This is a genomic window from Saccharopolyspora phatthalungensis, assembly GCF_014203395.1.
Lineage (GTDB): Bacteria > Actinomycetota > Actinomycetes > Mycobacteriales > Pseudonocardiaceae > Saccharopolyspora > Saccharopolyspora phatthalungensis.
On record NZ_JACHIW010000001.1, the window covers coordinates 5,091,342 to 5,116,290 of the forward strand.

Annotated in this window: 24 protein-coding genes and 2 pseudogenes; 12 read left to right on the forward strand and 14 right to left on the reverse strand. The window is 65.0% G+C overall.

What is annotated here, in order from left to right; genetic code table 11:
• Positions 1-5 precede the first annotated feature (5 nt).
• Positions 6-1,457, forward strand: a complete 1,452-nt coding sequence (pdxR, locus tag BJ970_RS23370; RefSeq protein WP_184728227.1) for a MocR-like pyridoxine biosynthesis transcription factor PdxR — start codon at positions 6-8, stop codon at positions 1,455-1,457.
• Here the strand turns inward: pdxR and BJ970_RS23375 are convergent.
• From BJ970_RS23375 to BJ970_RS23385, 3 genes are all read right to left on the reverse strand, one after another.
• Positions 1,399-1,983 (reverse strand): phosphoribosylanthranilate isomerase, encoded by a 585-nt coding sequence (locus BJ970_RS23375; protein ID WP_312864366.1) that lies wholly within the window; start codon positions 1,981-1,983, stop codon positions 1,399-1,401. The two genes, pdxR and BJ970_RS23375, sit on opposite strands and share 59 nt — an antisense overlap.
• Before the next feature lie 215 nt (positions 1,984-2,198).
• Positions 2,199-3,530, reverse strand: coding sequence for an MFS transporter (locus BJ970_RS23380; protein ID WP_221467286.1), 1,332 nt, complete (start codon positions 3,528-3,530; stop codon positions 2,199-2,201).
• Entirely contained in the window at positions 3,523-4,581 is a 1,059-nt protein-coding gene (locus BJ970_RS23385; RefSeq protein WP_184728229.1) for a carbon-nitrogen hydrolase family protein, read from the reverse strand. The genes BJ970_RS23380 and BJ970_RS23385 overlap by 8 nt, the downstream gene beginning before the upstream one ends.
• A gap of 241 nt (positions 4,582-4,822) precedes the next feature.
• Here BJ970_RS23385 and BJ970_RS23390 point away from each other — a divergent pair, with 241 nt between their 5' ends.
• Entirely contained in the window at positions 4,823-5,596 is a 774-nt protein-coding gene (locus tag BJ970_RS23390; protein WP_184728230.1) for a helix-turn-helix domain-containing protein, read from the forward strand.
• A 42-nt stretch (positions 5,597-5,638) separates the two neighbouring features.
• Entirely contained in the window at positions 5,639-5,944 is a 306-nt protein-coding gene (locus tag BJ970_RS40130; protein ID WP_184728231.1) for a hypothetical protein, read from the forward strand.
• A 19-nt stretch (positions 5,945-5,963) separates the two neighbouring features.
• Here the strand turns inward: BJ970_RS40130 and BJ970_RS23400 are convergent.
• Positions 5,964-6,608, reverse strand: a pseudogene (locus BJ970_RS23400) (transposase family protein); the annotation flags it as partial.
• A gap of 45 nt (positions 6,609-6,653) precedes the next feature.
• Between BJ970_RS23400 and BJ970_RS23405 the strand changes: the two are divergent.
• Positions 6,654-7,187, forward strand: a complete 534-nt coding sequence (locus tag BJ970_RS23405; RefSeq protein ID WP_184728232.1) for a substrate-binding domain-containing protein — start codon at positions 6,654-6,656, stop codon at positions 7,185-7,187.
• A 68-nt stretch (positions 7,188-7,255) separates the two neighbouring features.
• Here BJ970_RS23405 and BJ970_RS38160 read toward each other — a convergent pair whose 3' ends face one another.
• Complete coding sequence (locus tag BJ970_RS38160; RefSeq protein ID WP_246471859.1) at positions 7,256-8,023, reverse strand: GbsR/MarR family transcriptional regulator; 768 nt, start codon at positions 8,021-8,023, stop codon at positions 7,256-7,258.
• Here BJ970_RS38160 and BJ970_RS23410 point away from each other — a divergent pair.
• Complete coding sequence (locus BJ970_RS23410) at positions 7,907-8,374, forward strand: amidohydrolase family protein (protein WP_246470983.1); 468 nt, start codon at positions 7,907-7,909, stop codon at positions 8,372-8,374. The two genes, BJ970_RS38160 and BJ970_RS23410, sit on opposite strands and share 117 nt — an antisense overlap.
• A gap of 362 nt (positions 8,375-8,736) precedes the next feature.
• Here BJ970_RS23410 and BJ970_RS23415 read toward each other — a convergent pair whose 3' ends face one another.
• A complete protein-coding gene (locus tag BJ970_RS23415; protein WP_184728233.1) occupies positions 8,737-9,225 on the reverse strand; it encodes a MarR family winged helix-turn-helix transcriptional regulator in 489 nt (162 codons plus the stop codon).
• A 132-nt stretch (positions 9,226-9,357) separates the two neighbouring features.
• Here BJ970_RS23415 and BJ970_RS23420 point away from each other — a divergent pair, with 132 nt between their 5' ends.
• The 5 genes and pseudogenes from BJ970_RS23420 to BJ970_RS23440 all read left to right on the forward strand — a co-directional run bounded on the left by BJ970_RS23420 (position 9,358) and on the right by BJ970_RS23440 (position 14,489).
• A complete protein-coding gene (locus tag BJ970_RS23420; RefSeq protein WP_184728234.1) occupies positions 9,358-10,308 on the forward strand; it encodes an NADP-dependent oxidoreductase in 951 nt (316 codons plus the stop codon).
• 27 nt (positions 10,309-10,335) lie between these two features.
• Positions 10,336-10,482 carry a hypothetical protein gene (locus BJ970_RS23425; protein ID WP_184728235.1) on the forward strand — a complete coding sequence of 49 codons (147 nt, stop codon included), beginning with the start codon at positions 10,336-10,338 and terminating at the stop codon, positions 10,480-10,482.
• Positions 10,483-10,931: 449 nt separating this feature from the next.
• Positions 10,932-11,652: pseudogene (locus BJ970_RS23430) on the forward strand (aldo/keto reductase); the annotation flags it as partial.
• 428 nt (positions 11,653-12,080) lie between these two features.
• A complete protein-coding gene (locus BJ970_RS23435; protein ID WP_184728236.1) occupies positions 12,081-13,076 on the forward strand; it encodes a DUF6454 family protein in 996 nt (331 codons plus the stop codon).
• Between the two features lie 822 nt (positions 13,077-13,898).
• Complete coding sequence (locus BJ970_RS23440) at positions 13,899-14,489, forward strand: hypothetical protein (protein ID WP_184728237.1); 591 nt, start codon at positions 13,899-13,901, stop codon at positions 14,487-14,489.
• Here BJ970_RS23440 and BJ970_RS23445 read toward each other — a convergent pair.
• Positions 14,467-14,745: a hypothetical protein gene (locus BJ970_RS23445; RefSeq protein ID WP_184728238.1), complete on the reverse strand. Its 279-nt coding sequence runs from the start codon at positions 14,743-14,745 to the stop codon at positions 14,467-14,469. The genes BJ970_RS23440 and BJ970_RS23445 overlap by 23 nt on opposite strands.
• 179 nt (positions 14,746-14,924) lie before the next feature.
• Positions 14,925-16,031, reverse strand: a complete 1,107-nt coding sequence (locus BJ970_RS23450) for a hypothetical protein (RefSeq protein WP_312864367.1) — start codon at positions 16,029-16,031, stop codon at positions 14,925-14,927.
• A 503-nt stretch (positions 16,032-16,534) separates the two neighbouring features.
• Here BJ970_RS23450 and BJ970_RS23455 point away from each other — a divergent pair.
• On the forward strand, positions 16,535-16,885 hold the full coding sequence (locus BJ970_RS23455) for a hypothetical protein (RefSeq protein WP_312864368.1): 351 nt from the start codon (positions 16,535-16,537) through the stop codon (positions 16,883-16,885).
• On the opposite strand, the gene BJ970_RS23460 is transcribed toward BJ970_RS23455, so the two are convergent.
• Positions 16,882-18,243: an MFS transporter gene (locus BJ970_RS23460; RefSeq protein ID WP_184728239.1), complete on the reverse strand. Its 1,362-nt coding sequence runs from the start codon at positions 18,241-18,243 to the stop codon at positions 16,882-16,884. The two genes, BJ970_RS23455 and BJ970_RS23460, sit on opposite strands and share 4 nt — an antisense overlap.
• A 328-nt stretch (positions 18,244-18,571) precedes the next feature.
• On the opposite strand from BJ970_RS23460, the gene BJ970_RS23465 reads away from it, so the two are divergent.
• Positions 18,572-19,288 carry a GntR family transcriptional regulator gene (locus BJ970_RS23465; protein WP_184728240.1) on the forward strand — a complete coding sequence of 239 codons (717 nt, stop codon included), beginning with the start codon at positions 18,572-18,574 and terminating at the stop codon, positions 19,286-19,288.
• 74 nt (positions 19,289-19,362) lie between these two features.
• Here BJ970_RS23465 and BJ970_RS23470 read toward each other — a convergent pair whose 3' ends face one another.
• The 5 genes from BJ970_RS23470 to BJ970_RS23490 are packed head-to-tail and all read right to left on the reverse strand — an operon-like array spanning position 19,363 to position 24,771.
• Positions 19,363-20,508: a thiolase family protein gene (locus BJ970_RS23470; protein ID WP_184728241.1), complete on the reverse strand. Its 1,146-nt coding sequence runs from the start codon at positions 20,506-20,508 to the stop codon at positions 19,363-19,365.
• Positions 20,508-20,909, reverse strand: coding sequence for a Zn-ribbon domain-containing OB-fold protein (locus BJ970_RS23475; protein ID WP_184728242.1), 402 nt, complete (start codon positions 20,907-20,909; stop codon positions 20,508-20,510). The genes BJ970_RS23470 and BJ970_RS23475 overlap by 1 nt, the downstream gene beginning before the upstream one ends.
• Positions 20,910-20,921: 12 nt before the next feature.
• A complete protein-coding gene (locus BJ970_RS23480; RefSeq protein WP_184728243.1) occupies positions 20,922-22,124 on the reverse strand; it encodes a CaiB/BaiF CoA transferase family protein in 1,203 nt (400 codons plus the stop codon).
• Positions 22,121-23,269 (reverse strand): zinc-binding dehydrogenase, encoded by a 1,149-nt coding sequence (locus BJ970_RS23485; protein WP_184728244.1) that lies wholly within the window; start codon positions 23,267-23,269, stop codon positions 22,121-22,123. The genes BJ970_RS23480 and BJ970_RS23485 overlap by 4 nt, the downstream gene beginning before the upstream one ends.
• Before the next feature lie 14 nt (positions 23,270-23,283).
• A complete protein-coding gene (locus tag BJ970_RS23490; RefSeq protein ID WP_312864369.1) occupies positions 23,284-24,771 on the reverse strand; it encodes an aldehyde dehydrogenase in 1,488 nt (495 codons plus the stop codon).
• Positions 24,772-24,949: the final 178 nt, after the last annotated feature.

Sequence of the window (24,949 nt, forward strand, 5' to 3'; positions counted from 1 at the left end):
CAGTAGTGTCCGTCGTCCTGACTCTGGATGTCGATCGACGCACCAACCTCGCACTGAATGAGCAGATTCGGCAGCGGATCATCCATCTGATCAACGACGGGGCGTTACCGCCGGGCACGAAAATGCCGTCAAGCAGACAGCTCGCCCGGGACCTGGGTGTATCCCGCTCCGTCGTTGTCGAGGCCTACCAGCAGCTCACCTCGGAAGGCTGGCTGCTGTCGCGGAACAGGTCGGGCACGACGGTGTCCCAGCACTCGGCAAACGAGCCGCGGACCCTGGTGACCACAGCCACCGCCAAGGCTCCAAGGACACGCTGGAACCTGGTACCGGGCAGCGCGGATGTCCGCAGCTTCCCGCGCCGGGAGTGGATGAGCTGCATGAACACCGTGATTCGCCGCATGTCCGACAGGGACATGGACTATCCGCCACCCGCCGGGGTGCCGTCGGCCCGGGCGGCTCTGGCGAACTATCTCGGCCGGGTCCGGTTGGTGCGCACCAATCCAGAGCAGGTGATGATGACCGCGGGCTTTGCCCAGGGCCTCACCCTGGTCTGCCGGTTGCTGTTGCGCCGGGGCATCGACCAGATCGGGCTGGAGGACCCAGGACATCCTGGTCAGCGCCTGTACCTGGAGAACCTGGGCATGCGCACGGTGGCGATCAACGTCGACGAGCAGGGCCTGAATGTCGCGGCATTGGCCCGGAGCGGAGTCCGCGCCGTGCTCGTCACACCGGCCCACCAGTTCCCCACCGGTGTGGTGCTAACCGCCGAACGCAGGCAGGCACTGGTGGAGTGGGCCGAGCACGTCGACGGCTGGATCATCGAGGACGACTACGACGGCGAATTCTGGTACGACCACTCCAGCAGGCCGCACAGCCTGCAGTGTCTGTCACCGGAGCGGGTCGTCTACGGCGGCACGGCCAGCAAGTCCCTCGCTCCCGGGCTGCGGATGGGCTGGCTGGCCGCTCCCAAGACAATCTCCGGGGAGCTCCAGGTTGTCCGGGAGACCTTCGACCTGGGCAGCGGAACCGTGGAACAGCTGGCCTACGCCGAATTCGTTCAGTCGGGCTTGCAGGACAAGCACCTGCGGCGCGTCCGTGAATCCTACCGACAGCGCTGGAACCTGATCCGCGAGTACTTGATCGACGGCCACAGCGACAAGCTGCCCGAAATCCAGCTGACCGGGGTCGCCGCCGGACTGCATGCACACCTGCGGTTCCCTGAGGATCTGTGCGAGGAGGAGTTCCTGCACCAAGCGGAGCTGCGGGGGATCGCGCTGCACGGGGCCAGCCGGTTCCGGCTGAAGCGGGCGGACAGCCCGCCCGGCATCGTGCTGGGCTACGCCAAGGAATCAGGTGCCTGGCTGGCGGAGGCCCTCGGCGTGCTGCGCCATCTGGCGATCAGCCTGCGCAGAACCGTGCCGCGGCGAGAAACTCGCGAATCCGGCCGGTGTCCTTGACACCCCGGGTGGATTCGACTCCGCTGGACACGTCCACTCCCCACGGACGCGTCGCGGCGATCGCTTCGGCCACGTTCTCGGGCGTCAAGCCCCCGGCGAGCATCCACTGGCCGGCCACCGTAGTGCGGGCCAGCGGAGACCAGTCCCAGGTCTGTCCGGAACCAGCGTGCTTGGAGTCCAGGATCAGGTAGTCCTCGCCGTGGCTGCCCACCTGGGCCTGCTCGCCGTCGTCGAACGAGGTCGCCCGGATCAACTGGACCGGCAGGTCCTTCAGTTCGGCAAAGTCCGCTTGGGCGTATCCGCCGTGCAGCTGGACGGCCTGAATCCGCGAGCCCGCTACGATCGCCCGTACCTGTGCGATCGGCATCCCCTGGAAGACACCCACCACCAGAACGCCGGGCGGGACGAGGTCCACCAGCAGATCGACATCGGCCACCCTGACCTGGCGTGGACTCTCGGTCAGCACGAACCCCACGGCATTGGCCCCCGCCTCGACCGCACACTCGACATCTTCTGCCTGCTTCAAGCCGCAGATCTTCACGAACATTAATTGGCCCCCGTGTCGTCATCCCGGTAATCCCGACACTCGCGATCTTACTGGGCTACGGAGGGAGTCATTGCCATGCACGCCGCGATGGGGTTCCGGGACTGTCCATCACCGAACCCAGGGCGTTCATTGCGGCGGCGCATCAGCACTTCGTGTCGATGCAGGATGTTGCCGACGGCGTATTCAGTTGCCGCTCAGGCATTTTCCAGGTCGATGTGCCGGAGATCGCTGCTCAGCCAGGAACCGACCATGAGGAACAGTCCGCCGGCAGACAGGAGCACGACCGGGGTGTAGCCGTAGGGCATAATCCCGGATAGCCAGATCATGTAGTACGGGTAGAGCGCGGGGATCACGCTGGGCAGGCTGTAAGCGATGCCGTAGCCGGAAGAACGGACCTCGGTGGGGAAGAGCTCCATAAGGTATGCGGAGATCACTGACCACACGGCCAGGGTCGAGAGCAGCACGATGCACCCGCAGAGCAGGACCATCGTGGTCGACTTGGCTCCGCTGACGGCCAGGCCCAGCAAAGTCGGCGCCACGACAAGATTGACCGCGCCGAGTACAAGGAAGACCTGGCGACGGCCATAGCGCTGACCGGCCGCTCCGATCCACGGGAACATTCCGATGCCGACGAGCGCTGAGATCAGGATGGCGGTGTTGACTACGGAAGGGTTCGCCCCAAGGCTCTTGAAGTGACTTGCGAAGATGCCGACCGTGGCATCGAGGGTGAGCCAGGCGCCCGATCCTACGAGGAAGGCGAAGCCAAGGCGTCGTAGATTGCGTCCGGCGAACAAGATACGCAATGGTTTCTTTGGCTTCTCCGCTTTCGTCCAGATCTCGGATTCCGGTACGGAGCGCAGGTAGTAGAGGAAGATCGCGCCCGACAGTACGAACCCGATAACGAATGGGATGCGCCAACCCCAGACGGCGTAGGCCGAATCGGCGCCATCAGAGGGCAGGATTTGAAGCAGCACGATCGTCAGGACGGTGATGGAGCCGAGCGCGGCTGGATAGCCGACGTTCAGCAGTGAGCCGTAGACGCCGCGCTTCTCGCGGGGCGCGTACTCCATCGCGAGCGGGTTCGCGGCCGTGTACTCGCCGCCGAGGAAGATCCCGTCGAGTAACCGCAACGCCACAAGCGACACGGGTGCGAGTAGGCCGATGGTCGAGTACCCGGGCAGGAGCGCGATGAGCCCAGTGCAGATCGTGAAACCGGCGGCCACCAATACTGTGGTCTTTCGGCGACCGACCCGATCGCCGAGCACGCCGAACACGATGGCGCCGATGGGCCTGCCGATGAGGGACACCGCGAAGATGGCGGCGGTCAGGGTTGCCATCTCGACTGTACTGGCTCCGGCGGGCGCGAAGTAGCCGGCAGCTGGTGCGAGTGCGACGACCGGCAGGTAGACGTCGTACATGTCAACGAAGAAGCCGAACATTGCCGCTCGCAGCGTGCGCCGACCGGGGTCGGCGTGCTTGGCGTCGCCATGCCGGAGATCCGTAACGCTTGCGACCATCTCATTCATTGTGGCCACCGTCCTTCGCGGCATCGTCGTGGTTGCTGGTGCTGCCGCGCATAACGTCTGGCGTCGGATGCGCGTTGTGCTGCAGGAAGGGCGTGTGGCGGCGAGTGTCTACTGTCAGCTGGAAGATGTCGGCGCGGTTGTAGGTGCCGACGATGTCGTGTGCCTGCTTGGCGACGATCTCGTCGCGCAGGTCGATCTCCGCATAGAGGATGCCTTCGGTGCCCAGCAGCGGCCCTGCGATGGCACGGCCATGTGGGTCAACGATCATGGATGCCGTCGGATGTGCGGTCAGCATCCTCTCCACTCTGGTGTCGCCGTTGGCGACGGCATCGACGGCGTCCTCGCTTAGCGCCGTCGCGGCGACCACGCTGAACACCTTGCCTTCGAAGGCATGTGCGGCACTGCGCAGGCGGATGCTGTCCTCCAGGTCGTATTCGACGCCATCGGCACGCGGGTCAAAAGGCCAACTCGGCGGGTAGGTGGCGATGTGCAGCCGTTCTCCCTGCGCGAGCAACGTGAAACGGGCCAGGGTGTTGGTGTTCTCGCCGCAGATGAGCGCCCCAAGGTAGAGCCCGTCGAGCGGCACCGGAGCGAGGTCGTGGGCGTCGCCGTGGGACCAGGTCAACCTCTCGTACCAGGTGGCCACCAGCTTGCGCCGATGGTTCACGAGTTGCCCGTCCTGGTTGAAGATCAGGTTGCTGTTCCAGAGCTGGCCGAGGCTCACTGGGTTGCGCTCGTTCACGCCGACGGATAGCACGACGCCATGCCGCGCGGCGAGGCGCCCCAGATGATCGGTTTCGGGGCCTGGCACCACGATCGACTCTTCGGTCAGTCGTTGGTGCAGGCTGTGCTGGTCAACTGGAGGTAGCACCCCGTTCCAGATCGGAAAGCCCGGGATGAACGTCTCCCCGAATACCACGACCTGCGCCCCGTGGCTTGCCGCTTCGTGCACGAGGGAATCCAGCTTGTCGAGAGTCGCGCGACGGTCGAGAAATACGGGTGCCGCCTGGACGGCAGCCACGGAGACCCTCGGCAGGTCGATCGCGGACATGAAAACTCCTCGGTCTCGGGCGAGCCGGCTGTCGCCTACCCTCGCGGAACGCGTGATCGTCGACTGAGCTCGACAACAATGACCAAACCTGAACTAGAGTGTGGCGAAGATACAGCCGCTCGTTAACCGAGTAAATAGGCTCGCGAGAAGATTCGCGACCCGTGGCGCGGACAGGTTAGTGTCGACTATTTTCGACAACACAAGAGTCGAATGATAGGCAGCAGGACGGAGTGGAGTGCTGATGTGGAACGAACTCGTCGATGCAGGTCTCGAGCCCAAGGACGCCAAGTTCTATCTCGCAGTCCTGACCATGGACGCACCGACCGTCGCGCAGGCCGCCGAGGCTGCTGAAGTCAGCCGGACCAACGCCTACGACATCGCCAAGCGGCTTGCCCACAAGGGAATGCTGTCCCTGATCGAAAGCGGTCCTGCCGTGCCCGGCGGGGGCGGAGGCCGAGGTCGGACAGTGTTGCGGGCCGCTGATCCGCAATATTTGCTGGATGACTGGAATCAGCGCCGCCAAGTGCTGGAGCGTCTCGTTCCGCAGCTTCGGGCCATGCACGCCAAGGGGGGCGCCGCGCCTCGATCGCGCTACCTCGAGGGCGCCGTCGGCATCCGCACCGCCCTCTTCGAGACACTTGACTGGCCCTCGCCGCTGCGTGGTGTGCTGTCGATGCGTGATCTGATGACAGTGCCTGGGGCCGCAGCGATGCGCGACTACATCGCGGGCCGCCGCGAGCGGCGGCTCTGGCTCCATGTGGTGCGGTCGCCCGGGAAGGACTATCCGCACGGGTGGCCGTCCAGCGACGAGGATTTCCGGCGAACCCGGTACGCACCTGACGGCTACATCTTCACGATGACCATGATCATCGGGAGAGACGCGGTGGCGATGCTCTCGTCGAAACAGGAGAACTTCGCCCTCATAATCGAGAGCTCGGAGTACGCGGAGATGCAGGGCAACCTGTTCGACGTCCTGTGGTCGGCCAGCAACACCGACCCGATCGCGCCAGCGTGACAGACGGGATCGGACACCTCAGCGACGGGGATGCTGAACGGAGTGCCGGCGCTTGGTGTCTTCGCCCAGTTCAAACAGATCGTGCTGGTGGCCTACGACCGCATCGTCGGGTTATTGCTGGAAGACATCTCCGTCGATGGGTGCATCACCAAAGCCATCGGCGAGATCGCTTCGTCGCCGAGGAACAGACCACAGTGGAGTCTGCTCCTGCTCCAATTCGATCTGATGCGGTTCGGAATCATCCGAAAGCTGACCGGCGGCGACTTCGGTCAGCGGGTCAACCCCGGGACGCAGATGGAGTGCCAGTTGCGGTCGGCCAGTGCTTGGACACTGAGCCTTTCCGAGTAATGGGTTGTTGCAGGGGTGATCACGTGGTGCGGGCGTGGTCGATCTGCAGGAGGACGAGGGCTGCGGCGACGATCGTACCGATTTTCCAGGGGCAGGCTGATGTTACGGAGGGCTTTGAATGTGGTCTTGAGCAGGGAGTTTCCGCGTTTAGCGATAGCCGGTTTGCTGTTGTGGACCTTGTTGTGGTCCCTCTGTTCGTCGGCGAGTTCGCCTCCTTTGGGTTTCTTGAAGGCCACGGTGACGGTGTCGGCTTCTCTTTCGTAGCCGAGATCGCCGAACACGGGTAGATCCGCGTCGTTCAGGCGGCCAGTGCGGGCAGGACCTCGGTGTGCCTGCGCAGCGCGGTGGTGTCATGCTCGCGGCCGGGACGCACCTCGGAAGTCCAGAGTGGCCAGCCGTCGGGTGCGGTGATGACCTGGATATTCCCTCCGTGGTTGCCGTGTTTTCCTGGCCACCACAGACCCACCTCGGCGGTGGGTCCTGGGGGTGCGGCAGCGGTCGGTTTCGATCAGCGTGCTGTCGATGCTGATATGGCCGTGTCCGGCCATTTTCGCGGCCAGCAGTGCGGATTCCAGCTTCGGCGCGCGAGCAGCCAGGACCGTGATGCCCCGTGCAGGTAGTCATACGCCGTGGATTTGCCGATCTCGTTGTCGGTGGCCACTTCTCACGGTGGGTCGACCGGGGCGAGTGGGAGAGCCTCATCCCGACGATGGTGACCACGGCAACCATGCACAGCCTGCTGGGATCCGGCGACTTCGATGTGGCCGTCACCCTGGAACGACCAGCCTCGCGAAGCGTCGCGATCAGACGGCTGACCGGATACTCACTGAAGCTGTATGCGACGCACGAGTACTGCGCCGAAAACGAGCCGGTCACCTCCATTCGCGAGCTGAGCAACCACACACTCATCTGGTACATCGACTCGATTCTCGATGTGCAACCGCTGAAGACGCTGAGCCAACTGCTGCCAGACTGCAAAGCGACAATTCAGACGAACAACATCAGCGGCCACCTGACAGCCACGAAGGCCGGTCTTGGAATCGGGCTGCTACCCACCTACATCGCCGCCGACGAGCCCACCCTCCGTGAGCTACTACCGGGGGACTTCTCGGCACAACGCACGTACTGGCTGGTCGTCCCCAAGGAACTGGCCCGCCTCAGGCGCGTCCAAGTCGTCAACGAGCTATTGACCTCGATCGTCACCGCGAACCCGGAACTGCACAACTCAGCGACACAAAAGTGAACTCCCAAACAGCCGGAGAGCGCGGAATTTGACCAGCATCCAGGAGAAGTCCAGCCTTGACGTGGTGGTCAAGCGCTGCGCGCTGCCTTTCGTTGCTGGACGGTGGTGGGGCCGGTGCCGAATTCTTCCTCGGCTTCCCGCAGTTTTCTGGTGAGGAGTGTGTAGTAGGCGCGCATGTCCGCGAAGCGGCCCTTCGCGTGTTTGGCTTTCGCTTCGGGGGTACGGCTGGATGATTCGGCCAGGTGCAGCAGTTGCGTGGTGATCGCGATCTGGTGTTGGAGGCAGCCCAGCCACGCGTCGTGGCGGTATTCGTAGCCGGTCTGGCGGGTGTTGGGGATCTTGACGCGGGTGACGACTCCGTTGCGGTCGAGGAGACGCGCCATCTCGGAGATCGTGCCGGCGCTCGCGTCGAGGGCCTCTCGGAGTTGTTTCATTGACATCGGTCCGTCGTGGAGCATCAGCGTGGCGAGGACACGCCCGGCCATGGGTGGCCAGCCCATCGCGTTGCCGATCTCGATGCCGAAGTTCTCGACGGTGCCTGGTAGCCCCACGGCCGTCGCGTCGCCCACAATCCACCTGCCCTCGTTGTAACGTTCAGATAAAGGTGAATATTCACTGTTGACTGAACTTTCACTGTCCGGTGAGTATACAGACCACTTCGCGCCGGTGTTCGCTCGATCGAACACGGCATCTACGCCGACGACGAATGCTTCGAGCTCATGCGCGCCACCGGCGCTTGGCTCGTTCCGACCCTGGTCGCACCACACGGTGTGCTTGCCACGCCGGGCCTTCCCGACACGGTTGTGGCCAAGGCGCGCCAAGTCGTCACCGGCCACGAAGAGATGCTTCGACGGGCAGTCCGCGCCGGGGTACGCATCGCCTTCGGCACCGACGCCGGCATCGTCCCGCACGGCACCAACCCACGCGAACTCGCCCTGATGCAGCGTGCCTGGATGACACCCCAGCAGGTCCTGGTCGCCGCCACGAGCAGCGCGGCTGAGCTCCTGGGGCTCGCCGACCGCGGCCGCATCGCACCCGGGCGGCTCGCCGACCTCATTGCGGTTGCCGGCGATCCCTTCGACCTCAGCACCCACCACGACCGGCTGCGCCTGGTCCTCAAAGGGGGCCGGATCGCCCGCCGGTTCCACACATCGATCGAGCCTGTTCCGCTCGCCGGCGCCGACTGACGGGCGGACACCCGGAGCGGTCCGAGCATCCCCGCGAGCGGCGATCCGGCCACCGTGGGTGGCGGCGATTTCGCGCGAAATCGCCGCCAGTCCCGCACGAGGACAGTTCATTTCGCGCAGTGATGATGTGGGTGGCGATCGTCCGGGTGTCTGGCTCGATTTCGCGCTGACGCTCGTGGGTTGTCTTGGTTTCGATCTGTCGGCATCCGGATGGTCACTGTTCGGGGCGCGGGGGCTGGCGTACTCCACCGGAAGCAGCGGCGCACCCTTCCTGCGGCTCATGACCTGCACCTCCGGCAGCTTCATTGAGGACGCTGCCGCGTGCGATGTTCGTCCGCATATCGACAGCGCGCCTGCTGTGTTCAGGCGCGGCGTTTGCGGGTGGCTGCAGAGCGGGGCGGCCGGGCACGCATGTGATCGCGGACCCTGGCCATGATGTCGCCGAGCGCGTGTAGGTCCTGATCGGACAATGGCGCGAACAGCAGGCTGCGTGCGACCTGGATGTGGCCGGGCAGGATCTCGGCGAGCCGGGCGAGACCGGCCTGCGTGATCGCGACGAGGGTGGCGCGCTGGTCGTCGGGGCTGGGGCAACGCGTGATGAGGCCGGCCTTCTCCAGCAGTCCGGCCTGATGGGTCAGCCCGCTGCGGCTGTAGACCACGCCGTCGGCCAACTCGGTCATCGTCAGCTGCCGTTCCGGGGCGTCAGCGAGGCGGGCCAGGAGCTGGAACTGGACATAGCTGAGATCGCCCGCTTCCCGCACCTGCTGCTCGACGGCATGGTGCAGGAGGCTCACGGACTCCATGAGCGCGAAGTACGTGTTCAGCTGCTCGGGTTCCAGGGCGTCGGCCATCCGCACATCTTAGTTGCTTCGACTTCGAAGCGTTGTGGCGAGGCTCACCGCTCGGGCAACTTGCTTCGATGTCGAAGTACGCTCTAGCCTCAAAATCACTTCGATATCGAAGCACCTTTCGAGGAGGCAGGCATGAAAGCAGTGCGTTTTCACCGGTACGGCAACAGTGACGTGCTGACCTACGAGGAGGCCGGGCGGCCGGCGCCAGACGCGGGACAGGTGCTGGTGAAGGTGGCGGCCACCTCGTTCAACCCGGTAGACATGGGGATCCGTAGCGGTGCCCTGAGCGGGGTGTTCCCGCTGGAGTTCCCGCATATCCCCGGAATCGACGTGGCCGGGACGGTCGCGGAGCTCGGCGCCGGGGTCGGGGTCGGGGTCGGGGGCTGGCAGGTCGGCGACGCGGTCGTGGCGTTCCTGCCGATGAACTCCGACGGCGCCGCAGCCGAGTACGCGATCGCGCCCGCCGAGGCACTGGCCGCCGCGCCGCGAACGGTCGAACTGACAGACGCCGCGGCGCTGCCCGCGGTCGGGCTCACCGCCTGGCAGGCGCTGTTCGAGCTTGCCGAGCTTCGGGCGGGGCAGGCGATCCTGATCAACGGTGCCGCGGGCGCGGTCGGCGGCTACGCGGTCCAGCTCGCCAAGCAGGCCGGAGCCGTCGTCACCGCCACCGCGAAAGGCCATCGCGCGGATCGCCTCCGCGGTTACGGAGCTGACCGGATCATCGGCTACCTCGACTACACGACCACTCCTTTCACGGCGGAGGCGGCGCCGTTCGACGTCGTGTTCAACCTCGTGACCACCACGCCGGACGAGACCGCGGCCCTCGCCGGACTCGTCCGCGACGGCGGAGCACTGGTCAGCACTACGACCCCGCCTCCGGAGAACCCCGGCCGCGGGATCCGCGCCGCACGCGTGTTCGTCCTCAGCAAGGCCGACCAGCTCGCCGAACTCGTTTCCCGCGTCGACGCCGGACAACTGCGGATCGACGTCGCCGACCGCCGCCCGCTGGCCGACCTCCCAGCCGTTCACGAGGAAGCCGCAACGGGCCGCCTGGCAGGCAAGACCGTCCTACTCCCCGCCTGATTCCCCCACACAGGAAAGGAAACCGAGATGACGACCGCGTTCGACCACATCGATCTGGGCGGCAAGCCTGCCCAACCGCATCGCCATGCCGCGTTGCTCACCCAGCGGATTTTTCACCGGTTCGCCGACGCCGCGCGGGACTGCCACTGCGGATCTCCGGTGGTTGCGGGCTGACCTGCGATGGGAACTCCGCTTGGGCCAACCTCGGTCATTTCTCGGAAGTATCCGTGCCGATGGAGCGTTGATCGTTTCTAGGTGATCCGGGCGCGGTTCACCTAGAAGCGGCTTGGCGTGGAAGCACACGGCAAACTGCTGGCGCAGCTCGCCATCTGCGTACATCATGACGTGGCCGGGGTCGGAATAGATGCCCGCTAATCCGGTCAACGCACAGCTCGGGACCGCCACCCGGCGGGGATGGCGGTCCCGAGCTTGCGCGGAGCCGGCGTGCATCCGCTGACCCACGGCACCGGCACTGACCACTTCACACGGGTTAGCCACGATCACTCCGCGCTCATCGACGCCTACCAGGACCACGGCCCGGAGACGGCAGAAACCGTTGCTGTGAGCCATGTTCGCCTGTTCCGCGAGCGCATCCTCACCTATATCGGATCGTCCGTGAACCGGATGGCGCGCAGGGTGCCCGGGGCGACGCGGCTTACGTGCGGCAGTGCTGCGATGAGTCGCTTGCCCGGCTGGGTGTGGACCACATCGATCTTTACTACCAGCACCGTGTCGACCCCAATATCCCGATCGAGGAGACCGTCGGCACACTCGCCGAGCTCGTGCAGGCGGGGAAGGTGCGCTACATCGGGCTGTCGGAGGCTGGCGCGGCCACCATCCGATGGGCGCATGCGGTGCATCCCATCACCGCGCTGCAGAGCGAGTGGTCACTGTGGACCCATGACATCGAGCCGGAGATCGCAACCCACCTGTGCGGAGCTGGGCGTCGGAATCGTGCCCTTCTCCCCGCTCGGGCGCGGCTTCCTCACCGGCGCGATCACCTCGACCAGTCAACTCGGCGAGGGCGACATGCGGCGGCGCCTGCCGCGCTTCAGCGACGACAACTTCGCCGCGAACCTCGCGATTGTCGAGACCCTGCAGCGGCTGGCAGAAAAACGGGGCGTGAAGGCGGGGCAGTTGGCGCTGGCGTGGGTGCAGAGCCGCGGCGAGCACGTCGTGCCCATTCCCGGGACGAAGCGCCGCAGCTACCTGGAGCAGAACGTCGCCGCTGCGACACTCGTGCTCACCTCAGATGAGCTCGCCGCCGTCCAGGCGGCCGCCCCCGAGGGCTCCGTTGCTGGCGCCCGCTACCCCGAGGGCTTGCAGCGCACCATTGGCCGCTGACCGCTGAAGGCGCGAACGGACCCTGGCATCGATCGGTCCGTAGTCCCATCGTGTGCTCGACTGCGGAAGGCCCGGGGTGGTGGCCACGGAATGTGGGCACCACCCCGGGCCGGTGCCCTTGGTCCGCAAGCGAACCAGGCATTCGTCTCGGGTGGGAAGCCCCCGGTCGCGACGGCTATCTGGTCATTTTCGCGCCCGAATGTGGACCACAAATGATTGTCCACTGTGGTCGATGGACTAAATGATCAGCCAACCTGCGGGAGATCATCCCATATGTCTACCGGGGCAGCGTCGATGCTGTGAAGCCCTGGAATGCATGCGAACGTCGCCGGAATGTACGTGGAGAGTGCTGCCGTTCGTCGACTCGCGTTCACTTGGGCGGCCTAGTTTCGGTCGACTGTTAGAACCGTGTCGGCAGAGAAGGTCACATGAAGAACACGACTCGACGCGCGGTGATCGCGGCAGCAGCCATCGCCGCCCTCCTGGGCGGTGCAGCCACGGCCAACGCACTCGACGACCGCGATTCCTCCGAGAAGTCCGCCGAAAACCCGGACCTGGTCGCCCACGACTTCCAAGCCGTCAATGGCAGCATCAAGTGGCAACTCACCGGCAAGCTGAAGCTGAACTTCCCTACCTACCACACCGAGGGGATCGCCTTCGCCGGTGACCGCGTCTTCCTATCCGCGGTTCAGGTCACCGAACCGACGACGAAGTACCCGAGCCCGCAGGGCAGGTACGACCGCACCCCTGGCAAGGGCATCGGTCACGTCTTCGTCATGGACCGCCAGGGCAACCTGCAGAAGGACGTCGTGCTCGGTGAAGGGGACATGTACCACCCCGCGGGCATGGACTTCGACGGCAAGAACATCTGGGTTCCCGTTGCCGAGTACCGCCCCAACAGCAGCGCCATCATCTACAGCATCGACGCCACCACGCTGGAGGTGCACAAGCAGTTCGAGGTCGCCGACCACATCGGCGGCATCATCCGCGATGCACAGACCGGCCACCTGATCGGCAACAACTGGGGCTCCAGGCGCTTCTATGAATGGGATCTGGCAGGGCACCAGATCGCGGCCTGGGACAACCCCAGTTTCTTCGGTGACTACCAGGACTGCCAGCACCTGAGCGACCGCAAGATGATCTGCGGCGGCACCACCAACCTGCCGCAGACCCCGGCCGCCGGTGGCACCAAGGCCACCTACGAGCTCGGCGGCATCGGCCTGACCGATCTCCGCAGCCACGACATCGTGCACGAGGTTCCGTTCCAGCAGTGGTCTACGGCTGGTCACGTGGCCACCCGTAACCCGTTCAAGATCGCGGCCAACGGCAACACCCTCACCCTGTGGGTCGCCCCGGACAACGGCGACGAGGGCAACGGCACCGAAATCCTGACCTACCAAGCCACGGTCAACCCCACCTACTGACCCCACGCGGTTCCGGCAACTCGCCAAGAGCCGCCGGAAGCCCGATCACCTGGCAGGCCGGGTGATCGGGCTTCCGGCCGGGGCCGCAATAGCCTCTACTAAGGACCGTCGATCTTCTCTCCGCGTCCACGGCAGGGTCAAGAAGCTTGACATACCATATCCGCGGGCGGGCCGAGATGTACGGGATGATCGACTTACTCGGCAATATCGCGGCCACGCTGACTGAACGGAAACCGGACCGGCTCGGCTAGCTGTACGACACGCTCGGGATCGAACTCCGGTACGAACACGAAGAAGCGGCCGCCCAGGTGACGACCGCTCCGCGTGTAGCTAGTAAGTGTGCCCGAGGGGGACTTGCACGCCAACTACACGCCTTCGCCTTCCCGGCATCGGGTGAGGTAGGGAGCTGCTTGCTGTTCCGCCTGTCCAGTCGGGAGTCCATCTGGGGCGTCTTGGTGGGACAGGCATCGCCTTGGCCGCTTGGTCTTGAGCCCATGTCAGCGTGGAGGCGTAGGTCTCCAACGCCCTACTCGATGCGTGGAAACAGTCGCCGGTCTCCGGCTACTTGGTCGACTCGCCGTCGAAGGCCGATCGAAATTGGTAGGCGGCTTCTCCGCTCCACATCCCGAGTTTGGATTCGCCTTCCTCAGTGACGGCTTTAGTCAAGATTTGCTGTCTGTTGAGGTGTGGCCGTTGTCGTGGTAACTGTCGCGATCGTGGCTGGCTAAATTTCACCATTTCGGAGGTTCGCGGTCGCGCGGGTTTCCGGTGATCGTTATCCTGCCCTGTATTCGGAAAGATCCACTGGAGAGGTCTGCACTAATGTTGAAGAAACTCCGCGCGCGTGTGCTCGGGGCAGTTCTTGCTTTTAGCGCACTGTCGACAGCGGGCGTGGCTGCACCAGCAACTGCCTCTAGATCGCAGTCGGCGTCGAGCTTGGCGGTGAGCCAGGATCAACTAGAGACGTACACCATCGACGTTGCTGGCGTTCGCTTCACTGGTGCCAGCGCTAGGGAGATCTGGGGTGCGTGCGGCACGAATTCCCCAGCGGACAAGCTGGTTCGCGCCTTCCCGCGCAGTGGGGCTCCTGGTGCGGGGGGAACATCGAACCTGCTCTGCGGAACCGCTGGTTTCGGTTACCGGCACATCAAGGACCGCCACATGGCGGACTGGCAGAACCTGGCTGCGCGTGTAGGCAGCGACTGGCGGTCGTTTACCGACTTCGCTATCGCAGAGATCCTCAAGGTTCCCGAGCCGGGATTCCCGGCCTACAACAAGAACAACGACACCTGGACGTATCGAGCGCCAGTCCAGATTCGTGATTCCCATGGTAATGTCGTAGACACCTACCGTCCCTTCGTGTCGGTAGCAAGTGGGGACCAGAAAATCATCACAGCATTCCCCGCGCGCTGAGAGACGGATCATCATGAATTTGGACCGAACGGATGACCAGAGTATCTTCGAGGAATTCTTGTTCAGGCTCAGTGATGAGCAAGTGCGAAGCTCGCCTGAAGGTTACGTCGAGATTCGGTCTTGGCAGGATGTCGATCTCGATACCCCGCTCCGGCTTCAGGTGAGTCCGCGGTCGTTGGCGGAACATTTGCGGATGATGGAGCGCGACGGGAAGCTGACGTTCCCGGATGAGCAGCCGATAGTTGGGGCGCTTCAACTTTTCTTGGTGCACCTCGATGAAGCGATCCGAATGAGGCGTTCCGGTGAAACTGAACTTGTTCCGTATCGCGCGGGAGTCAAGTCGCTTGTATCCAGCTAGTTAGCGGCGGAAGATGAAAGAATAAGCTATTTCGACCCGAGTGGATTTGATCTGCTCGGGTCGATTTCTGTTTCACGTCAGGAGAGCAGGCGAATGGCGAGCACGGTTCCATCCGGGTGGACCGACACCGGGCCGTTCCACGAGTGGTCCCAGGAATCGCTGGGCCAGGAGGAGCGGCACTCGTAAATCTTGCGGCGGTACTGCTCCACTTGGCCGCGCGCCAGGAGGTCTAACAGGGCGGTGTCTGCGCCAGAGAAGGCCTCAACACGGGTCCCGTTGAGCCGGAAGACGTGGTCCGTGCCGGCGAAGGGAATGTCGAGGAGAGTGTGATCAGCATCCTGCACGCTACCGGCGGCCGCATGCGCGAAGCCGGTGAAGTGCTTCTGCCCTTGGCGTTTGGTCAGGTACTGGGTGGTCGCTTCGCCGTCGCCGGCGAAGGCCGTCACGCCAGCGGCGGCCGTGCGCGCGAGCATCCGCCCGAACCATTCGTACCGCTCCGGCGTGACGTGGAATCCGGTGACCGAGGAAAGAGGCTTGTCGCCCTCGGCGGGCACTCGGATTTCGGGGTAGTGGTGCATCTCGTTGGACTTGATGTCCAGAGCACCACCCTCGGCGTTGGCCTCGCTCAGCCGGCCGCCGCGTCCCTCGGCGTGGAGCGCGTGGACGGTGACGTGGCCGTCCGGGGGTAGTTCGGTGCTGAAGATCAGGGCAGGGGTCTCGTTCCAGGGCCCGATGTGCACCGCTTCCACGTGAGCTGACGCGGAGGCGAGTTGGCCGTGGGAGTACTTGGCGTTGCTGTGGTTGCCCTTGCAGGCGATCGGGAGTGTCAGGGAAGGTTCTCCCGGCTTCCACAGTTCGGCGAAGAACTGCGGGTGGTAGGTACCTCGTGCGCTCCAGCCGGCGAGCAGCGTCGTGTCCGCGGGCACGATCGAGACGACGTGGTCCGGATGGTGCTGCGCCAAGATCCGCTGGGCCGCCGCCAAGGCGAAGCCGATGCCGAGCTCGCCCGACTGGAGGGTCTTGTAGTGCTTCGCCGTCACCTTGCCCTGAGCGGACAGCTTCATGAAGGAACTGGTGTCGCCGGTCAGCGCCTGACTGTACTTCAGCGCTCCCCAGTGCTCAGCGAGTCCGCGTGCGGCTCCTTGTCTTGATAGCGCGATGGCCTGGCCGAGCGCATGCAGCACGGCCCACGGAGTCAGCTGGACGGTTCGCTCGCCTCGGGCGGGTATGGGCTTGTAGCTCGGGCTTCCGCCGCAAGGCGGTGTCCTTGTCCTTCGTGTCTTTATCGGCTTGCTTCTTCGCGCGCTTCTCGTCGTACTTCGCTGCGGCGCGGTCTACGGCGCTGACCAGACCGGAATCCGAGTGGAGAGAGATGTTCGAGCGTTGAACGAGATCTCCCAGCACGTCTTCTGCCGGCTTCAACACCATTGCTCCTATGGGGCACTAGACGGACTGCAACCAGTACTGCGTGATCGACACCGACGTGCGACGCTACGTTTTCGATCACATGCGCGCTTCCGCGCAACGAGTGATGTGGGGCGAGGATCTTGGTTGGTCCACGGTGATGTGGTGGTGGCTGGCTCGTGCGACAGAGCGGTGAGGTTCAGGCGGTTTTGCGAGACCTCTGCTCACTAGCCATTTTTCCACCTCAGTCGGTATCAACCAGTCCAAGATCATAAAAAGGCGGTTGGACGAACTGCGCCGGCAACTGCCCGCCGACGCCGCTCCGGAGCGGTTGGACGCCGACGTGCGCGAGGGGTTACGGCTGGCCGAGTCCGACCCGGCCGCGTTGCTCGACGAGGGCCGCACCGCGGCGGCGATGGCCTTGATGACCTGCGACGGGGCCGCGCTGGACGGGCTTGCCGGGATCGCCGACGCGCGACGCGGGGAGGTGGTCGGCGAGGACATCACCTATGTGGTCAACCGCGATATCAACTTCTCGAACATTGATACCGCGGGGCCACCGGCGAGCCTGCGATTCCAGTGCCCGCCAGTGCCCGCGCGTGCGGTTCGCGCCGACGATGATTTCCTCGATTAGCTCGCTTCGGCTACCGCCTCGGGCCTTTTCCGGTCCCGCGACAGCATCGATGGGGAGCCGTCGACAAGATCGTTGCCCAGCGTCTCCGGCAGGAAGCGCAGCAGCACCACGGTCGAGATCAGAGCCACCGCCGTCATGTAGAAAGCCGGTGCCACGGCGGTGTCGAAACTCGCCGCGAGCGCGGCGGCGACCAGCGGCCCAGGCCCGCCGATGATGGCCTGCGCGAGATTGAAGCCGACCGCACTCCCGCTGACGCGGGTATTGGCCGGGAACAGCTCCACGAGCAAGACACCGAGCATGACGTTGACCAGGGCCTCGAACAGCGCAAAGACCGCCAAACCGCCCAGGGACAGCCAAATACCGCCCGAACTGAGCATGGCGAATGCGGGCACCGCCACCGCTGCCAGCCCGAGACCTCCCACGATCATGGTCCGCCGCCGACCGATCCGATCACCGATGAGACCTGCCACCGGGCACAGCACCGAGTAGATGGCCAGTCCCACGATCGCGATCAGCAGCGCCGTCGTCCGATCCAGCCCCACCACGACGGTGAGGTGCGTGATCACATACGTCGCCAGGTAGTAGAAACCCAGTCCGGCGACCGCGGTACAAGCGAAGACCATCGCGACATTGGCCAGCGCCTTCTTCCCGACCTGCTTGAGCGGATCCGCAACCAGGTGGTTGTGCCGTTCGAGCTCGCGGTATACGGGGGTGTCATCCAGCTTGAACCGGACGTAGAGGCCGGCGAGCGACAGCGGAGCGGCCAGCAGAAACGGCACCCGCCAGCCCCAGGACGTGAGTTCGGCTTCGGACAGCCAGGCGGACAGCAACAAGGCGGTCAGGCCGGCTACCAGGACCCCCAGGGCAGCGGTCGCCGAGATGACACTGCTCCACAAACCTCGGCGATTTCGTGGCGCGTACTCGATGAGGTAGGTCGCCGCACCCGCGTACTCTCCACCGGCGGAGAATCCCTGAACGCAGCGCAGGAACACCAGCAGCACTGGAGCCAACAGCCCCACTCCGGCGTACGTGGGCAAGCACGCGATCAAGGTCGTGGAAACGCCCATCATCAACACCGACAGTGTCAGTGCCGGGCGGCGTCCCGCTCGGTCTGCAAACCGCCCCAGCACGAAACCGCCTGCGGGACGCATTACGAAGGCAACCCCGAAAACGGCCAGCGCCGCGAGTAGCGACGTGGTGGCGTTACCCGATGGGAAGTACAGTTTCCCGATGATCGCGGCGAAAAAGCCGTACGCCGCAAAATCGTACCACTCAAGTAGATTCCCGGCCGCCGCCGCAACTACCACGGTGCGCCTCGACTTCGCTGACACCATTTCCTCACCCGGTGTGGAATTCATCGTTGAATACCCTTCCGCAAGGTAGCCAAAGAGCGCACTCGCGCTCCGGCGGCCTCGTCGCCGACCTGATTCGTCGGCGGATTTGTACGTACGTATTTGTGAAAGATAGGACACCTTGAGCACCGTGTCAACGGTCACTTTTGCTGCCCAGAAAGAACGAAGCGCCGGCCGAGCAGGCAGCGCCGACCATTGTTTGATCTACCGCAGGTTGCCCAAAGGTACGGACAAGCAGTACGATACAGCGAATCCATCCGCACGATGACCGTGGCGAGCCTGAGGGAAAGCAGTGACCGACAAACCGACAGTGAAGCCTCGAACCTCAGGGAACATGCCCGCCTACCGACTGCTGGCCGACGCGTTCCGGCGGGACATCGAAGCCGGCGCCTACACCGCAGGCCAGAAAATGCCCACCGAGACGGTACTGCAAGCGCAGTACAAGGTCAGCAGGCACACCGTTCGGCAGGCTCTCCAAAAGCTTCTCGAAGAGGGCTTGATCTACCGCGTCCAGGGGAGCGGCACCTACGTCAGCGGACATCAGGCCACCGGACGCTACCTGCGTTCGGTCGCCTCGCTGGACGAAATCGTCTTCTGGCCGGACACCCAGACCGAAGTCATCGAGCCGTTCGGCACGCACGTGAACCCGCCGATAGCGGCGCGGCTGAAACTGCCTTATATCGAGGTGAGTCGCGCCGTGGTCCGCCGCTCGTTCAAGGGCGTGCCATTCGTGCTCACCCGCCATTACGTCGATCCGGAACTCGGGGAGCGCCTGAAAGCCCACGGTATTCCCTCCCGCGGCCCGGGAACCGTGATAGGTTTGGCCGAGCCTTTTCTGCCTCGCGCCGTGGCCGGTGCGAGGCAAGAAATCACGGCCATGAATGCGCCTCCGGAGGAAGCGGCAATGATCGGGTGCGCCCCCGGCGATGCGATTCTTCTGATCGAGCGCCTCTACTACGACACGGCCGGCGAGTTCGTCGAGTTCACCGAATCGCATTTCAACCCACGCCGCTACGGTTACCGGATGGAGCTGCGCCGGAGGAACGACTAGCACCTTGTCCGCGAACATGGCGGCCCCGGTGCCGGAAGGGGCGATTTCGCGCGAAATCGCACCCCATGGACCGGTCACCGCGTCATGATCACTGTGGTGACCGAAGCGCCATCGGTCCCGCTCACCGAACCGCCCTTGCAGTACGCGAGTCCGACGTTGGCGCCTTCCACCTGACGGCCGCCCGCTCGCTCCGTGAGTTGCCAGAACATCTCGCAGATCTGAGCGACGCCCGTAGCACCGACGGGGTGTCCGCGTGACAGCAGACCGCCGCTCGGATTCACCGGGAGCTTACCCCCGAGACTGGTGTGCTCGGCTGCCGTCAACCTGGCCCCTTCGCCACGCGGCAGCACCCCGAGACCCTCCAGGCGAACGATCTCGGCGATGGTGAAGCAGTCGTGCATCTCCACGAAGTCGATTTCGTCGGCGCCGATGCCCGCGATCCGGTACACCTCCGCGCCGGCGCGGCGAGAGACATCCTCCTCGTTCAGGTCACCAAGTCCATATTGCACGGTCCCGCTCACGAGACCGCAGCCGGCTATTCGAGGCGCCGAGTCGATGCCAAGCCGGCGCAGCCCCGCCCGACTGGCCACCACGACGGCCGCCGCACCATCGCTGATGGGTGAGCAGTCGAGCAGACCGAGCGGGTCCGCGATCGGGCGGGCGCGTAATACCTCCTCCAGCGACACCGGTTTCTGGTAATGGGCGTAGGGGTTCATGACCGAATGCGCGTGGTTCTTGACCGCCACGGCGGCGATCTGCTCGCGGGTGGCGCCGTAGTCGGCCATGTATCTGCGGGCACTGATCGCATGACCGGCCGCGAAGAGGAATCCCACCGCCGCGTCGAGATCGCCGGGATCGGGCTGTACACCGCCCTTGATGCGGTCGGTCATCTTCTCGACGCCGACGACCAGGACCACGTCGTAGATCCCCGCGGACACGGCGATCCACGCTTCCCGCAAGGCCGTCGCGCCGCTGGAGCAGTAGTTCTCGTGATTGCTGATCGGCTTACCCGCGAGGCCGATCCGCGCGCCGATCCGCTGGCCCGCGACGGGCCCGCCGAACACGTGACCGGCGTACATCGCCTCGACCTCGGCCGGGTTCACACCCGCGTCGCGCATCGCCTCGCGCGCCGCCCTTGCGCCCATCAATTCCAGGGTGGTCTCCGGCGGATGCTTGCCGAAGCGGATCATTCCCGCGCCGGCAACAAAGGCGTCGGCCATCAGTTAGCCTCCTCGACAGGATTGAACACGAACATGAGGTGCCCGCCGTCCGAGCCCTCCACCGGGCGAGCGCCCAACCGCACGGGAAGGCCGATCGCCACGGCGGCGGGGTCGCCCCCCTCAATGCGGGACAACACGCGGACCTCGTCGTCCGGCAGGTCAACGCAGGCGAGGACGTAGGGCGTGGTCAGCCCGGGCGGTGCTTGCCGAACGACGGTGTAGGAATAAACGGTGCCCTGCCGCGACAACTCGACCGGGTGCTCCTCGTTGGCCTCGCCACACCTCGGACAGACATCGCGCGGTGGAAACACCTTTCCGGCACACATCGGGCACCGCGAGCCGAGCAGCGTGGGCGGATCCGGGTGGAAAACGTCCGGTCGAAACGAAACGTCGTGCATCATGAAACCCTTCGGTCAGATCGCGTTGGCCTCGCGCCATCGCGCCAGGTCGTCGCTGGTCGCCCCGGCCAGGTCCCGCAGCACGCGCTCGCTGTCGGAGCCGAGTTGAGGTGCCGAGCCCTGCGCCGGCGGGTCGTATCCGGTGAGCATCGCCGGAGTCCGGATCATCCGCCGCCTTCCGGCGACCGGGTCGTCGATGTCGAGGAACATCTCGCGTGCGGACAGGTGGGGGCATTCGTAGACCTCTTGCACCGTCTGGACCTCGCCTGCCGGTAGACCGAATCCCGAAAACCTGGACACGATTTCGGCTCGGCTCCGGCAACGGGTCCACTTCTCCGCCTCGGGACGGATCACGTGCGAGAAGTTCTCCGCCCGGGCCAGCACGCTGTCGAGCTTCGGATGGTCGAGCAGGTCTTCGCGCTCGATCGCCAGGCACATCCGCCGCCACATCTCATCGGTCGGGATGATCAGCGCGACATGCCCGTCGCGGGCCTGTAGCGTCCCAAGCGCGGCGTACCGATCGACACCCGTTCGACGCGGCTGGCGGGTGAAGTCCCACAGCATCAGCTCCCGTTCCAGCAGCGACGCCGTGGAGTCATACATGCTCTGGTCCACGAAGCACCCTCGCCCGGTTAGCTGCCGGCCGTGCAGTGCCGCCAGGATCGAGGCGACCGCATGTACGGCGGTGAAGACATCGGCGAACCCGGTCACGGTCGGCAGTGGTGGTCCGTCGGGCTCTCCCGAGACCGCCATGAGCCCGCTCATCGCTTGGATCGCCGTGTCGAAGGCGGGGCGGTCGGAATACTGGCCGCGACGCTGCGGCCAACGACCATATCCACTGATCGCACAGTAGATCAGCTGATCATTGTCGCGACGGAGGACGTCCTGCCCGATGCCGAGGCGATCAACGGCGCCCGGGCGGAGGTTTTCGACGATGACGTCCGCCCGGGCAGCGATCGTACGGTAGATCTCCCGGCCTTCTTCCGCGGCGAGGTTCAGCGTCACCGACCGCTTGTTGCGGTTGTAGCTCAAGAATCCGCCGCTGAGGCGACCGCCGTCTGCCTCGATGAGCGGATCGTAGGAGCGGCGGGGATCACCGATACCAGGCCGTTCAATCTTGATCACGTCGGCGCCCAGGTCGGCGAGCATCATGGCGCAGTACGGTGCGGCGATGTACTGCCCCAGCTCCACGACCGTCAGCCCTTCGAGTGGCCTCATGCCGGCGCCTTCGGCTGCTTGGCGTGCGGCACGAGCACCGGCTTGATGTCCAGCTGGGCACGCATCCGCGTCAGCGCCTCGGTCGCTTCCTCCAGCGAGTACCGATTCGGCACCAGTGCGCCGAAATCGTAGCGATCCCGGGTGACGCGCATGAACTGCAGCGCCTTGTGGTACTCGGCGATGTGCCCGGACCAGGTGCCCATGATCGTCAGCTGCTGACGGGTGATGAATCCGGGCCGGACTGGGACTTCCTTGCCCGGTCCGTCGATCTGCCCGGTCACCATGTACCTGCCGCCCTCCTTGATCATTCCGAGTCCCTCGGTGAATGCGCTGCGAGCACCGGAGAACTCGAAGACCAGATCGGCACCGCGGCCGCCGAGCCGCTCCCGAACGGCGTCGACCCGGTCCTGCGGGTTCGGCACCTGCTCGATGGAGATGACGTCCGTCGCGCCGAACTTCGTCGCGATCTTGAGCCGGTCCTCCGGCGCCCCGATCGTGATGATCCGGCCCGCCCCCAGGTGATCGGCCAAGGCGGTCGCGAACAAGCCAAGCGGGCCCGATCCCTGGATCACGACCGTCTCCCACGGATTCAGGCGGCCGATGCGGTCGAAGGAATGCACGACGGTGCGCAGCGCGCAGCTGGCCGCGGACGCCCATTCCGTCGGCACCTCGTCCGGCACCTTCACTCGCCCCGAGTTCGGAAACACGTAGCAGTACTCCGCGAAGCCTCCCACTAGATACGGCGGCCTGGCACAGGTGGTGAACATGTAGTACTGCCGGTTGGTGCACAACGTCGGCTGGTTGTCCAGCCGGCAATGATCGCACTGGTTGCAGGACGCATGCGTGAAGCAGATGCGATCACCTTCGACGAGCGGTCGGCCGAAGGTGTCCCGGTCCGCGTCCGGGCCGATCGCGACCACGCTGCCGACCATCTCGTGGCCGGGGATCACGGGCAGGTTCAGCGCCTGGCTACCAGCCAAGGAACCGTCCCACAGGTGCAGATCGGAGCCGCACACGGTGGCGGCCTCGATCTTGACCAGCAACGCACCCGGCTCCAGCTCTTGCGGGACCGGCAGCTCCTGCACCTCAAGCGGCGCACCGTGCTCGGTCAGCACGGCCGCGCGGCTCACTTTCGGAATGCTCATGTCAGGTTATCTCCTCAGCCGAGCTTGAACGGATCGCGACTGGCGCCGGTCAGTTCGACCCACACCGATTTCGTTTGCAGATACGCATCCAGGCCTTCGATCCCGTTCTCCCGGCCGATGCCGCTCTGCCGGAACCCGCCGTAGGGAACGTTGTAGGCGAGGACGCGGTAGGAGTTGATCCAGATCGACCCGGCGTGGATCTGGTGTGCCATCCGGTGGGCACGCTGGATATCGCGAGTCCAGACGGCGGCCGCCAGCCCGTAGCTGGTGTCATTGGCGATGCGAACGGCCTCGTCTTCGGTGTCGAATGGAATTACCGACAGTACGGGGCCGAAGATCTCTTCCCGCGCCACGCGCATGTCGTTGTGCACCTCGGTGAGGATGGTCGGCTCGAAGAAGTAGCCATCCCGCAGGTTCGCGGAGTTCGGCCGCTTGCCCCCGCATACCAGCGAGGCACCCTCGGTACGAGCGATGTCCACATAGGAGCATACTTTGTCCAGCTGCTCGGCGAACGCGATCGGGCCGACCTCGGTCTCCATCAGCAGCGGATCTCCCAGCTTGATGCTTTGTATCCGGCGGACGAGACGATCGACGAGTTCGTCGTGCAATTCGCGGGCCACCAGCAACCGGCTGCCCGCGATGCAGGTCTGCCCGGTCGCCGCGAAGATGCCCGCCAGCACGCCGTTCATCGCGGCGTCGAGGTCCGCGTCCGCACACACGATGTTCGGCGACTTCCCGCCGAGTTCCAGGGTCACATCGGCGATGTGATCGGCAGCGGACTTCATCACCGCAGTGCCGGTCGCGGTCGACCCGGTGAAAGTCACCTTCGCGACGCCGGGATCGGCCGCCAGCGCGGCTCCGGTTTCGCCCCCGCCGGTGACCACGTTGAACACCCCGTCCGGAAAGCCCGCCTCGGCAACGAGTTCCGCGAACCGCAGGGTCGACATGGGGGTCTGTTCCGCAGGCTTGGCCACGAAGGTGCATCCGGCGGCTAGGGCCGGCGCGAGCTTGCTCGCCAGCAGGTACAGCGGGCTGTTCCACGGCAGAATGGCCGCGACGACCCCGATCGGCTCTCGCCGGGTGTAGGTGAAGAAGTTGGTGTGCGGCGACGGGATTGTCGCGCCGTGGATCTTGTCGGCCGCACCCGCGAAGTAATCGTAGGTTGCGGGCATCCCCTGCAGCTGACCGCGAGTCTCGCGAATAACCTTGCCGTTGTCGGTCGTTTCGATGGTCGCCAGCTCTTCGGCGTGCTCGCCGATCAGGTCCGCCAGCCTTCGGATGAGGTCACCGCGCTGGGTGGCGGACATCTTTGCCCACGGTCCTTCAAGCGCGCGTTCGGCGGCCTGCACCGCCTTGCGCACGTCGGCAGGTCCGGCCAGCGGAGCACTAGCCCACGGCCGCCCCGTGAACGGGTTGACGGTTTCGAACCTCTCCCCCGTCTCGGCTTCCATCCAGGTGTTGCCGATGTACATCTGGCAATGGCGCAGTTCGGTGCTTGGCACGACCATATGTCCTCATCACTCGTTTCCGCGACGCCGTCGCGTCACGCTCCTCGTCCGTCCAGCCGCATGCCGGTCGCCCCTGGATGCGGGGCGCTCCGTAGCTGGCGCGGTCCGGTACGGCTTCGTTCTTTCCGGGTGGTCGCCGCACACCGATGCGCGTCGCGGGGTGTCCGCTTGC